Origin of the sequence: Vibrio sp. 1731 (assembly GCF_033339955.1) — a bacterium.
Lineage (GTDB): Bacteria > Pseudomonadota > Gammaproteobacteria > Enterobacterales > Vibrionaceae > Vibrio > Vibrio alginolyticus.
Map to the genome: position 1 here is coordinate 1 of NZ_JAWOVO010000139.1, position 1,126 is coordinate 1,126.

Here is a 1,126-nt window from a genome sequence, read left to right on the forward strand (position 1 = left end):
GTTCTTCACCCTTGAAGCTTTCACAATAGATTTTGTAGATGTCTTCCGTACCCGATGGACGAGCAGCAAACCAACCATTTTCAGTCGTCACTTTCAATCCGCCAATCGCCGCACCGTTACCAGGAGCGTGTGTTAGACGCGCCGTAATCGGATCACCTGCCAGTGTTTCTGCTGCAACCATTTCTGGCGACAGTTTCTTCAACACGTCTTTTTGAGGTCCATTCGCTACCGCTTGAATACGATTGTACTTAGATTCACCATGTTTAGCGGCAAGCTCTTCGTAGTACTCTTGTGGGTTTTTACCCGTTACCGCAGTAATCTCTGCCGCTAACAAACATAGTAAGATGCCGTCTTTGTCTGTTGACCATGGTGTTCCATCTTTACGTAGGAAAGAGGCACCTGCGCTCTCTTCACCACCAAAACCAAACTTGCCAGTGTAAAGGCCATCGACAAACCACTTGAAGCCGACAGGCACTTCACACAGTTCACGACCCAAATCGGCTACTACTCGGTCAATAAGTGCACTTGAAACCAGCGTCTTACCAACAGCAACATCTTTACCCCACGCCTCACGATGACGGTATAGGTAGTCGATACAAACCGCTAAGAAATGGTTCGGGTTCATCAAACCTTTCGGCGTCACGATACCATGACGGTCATAGTCTGGGTCGTTACCAAACGCAAGATCGTATTCATCTTTCAGAGCTAGCAGACCAGCCATTGCGTATGGAGAAGAACAGTCCATACGAACCACGCCGTCCTTATCAAGCGACATGAACTGGAATGATGGATCAATCGCTTCGCTGACCAACGTCAGATCTAAGTTGTATGCTTGGCCGATTTGACGCCAGTAATCAATGCCGCTGCCACCAAGTGGATCCACACCAATTTTCAACTTCGATTTCTGGATCGCTTCCATATCGATAACATTTACTAAGTCATCGATGTAAGGCTTCACCAAATCCATCTCTACGAATAGCTCAGATGCTTTCGCTTCTGCTAGCGCTAGACGCTTCACATCTTTTAGGCCACCAGCAATGATCTCGTTCGCACGATCTTCAATCGCTTGAGTCAATTCTGCTTCTGCTGGACCGCCATGTGTTGGATTGTACTTAATACCGCCATC

Annotated in this window: 1 protein-coding gene; it reads right to left on the minus strand. The window is 47.6% G+C overall.

Going from position 1 to position 1,126, the window contains the following annotated elements:
• Window positions 1-1,126: phosphoglucomutase, alpha-D-glucose phosphate-specific (locus R7035_RS25740; protein WP_318146383.1), on the minus strand; the 1,126-nt coding region annotated here is incomplete at both ends.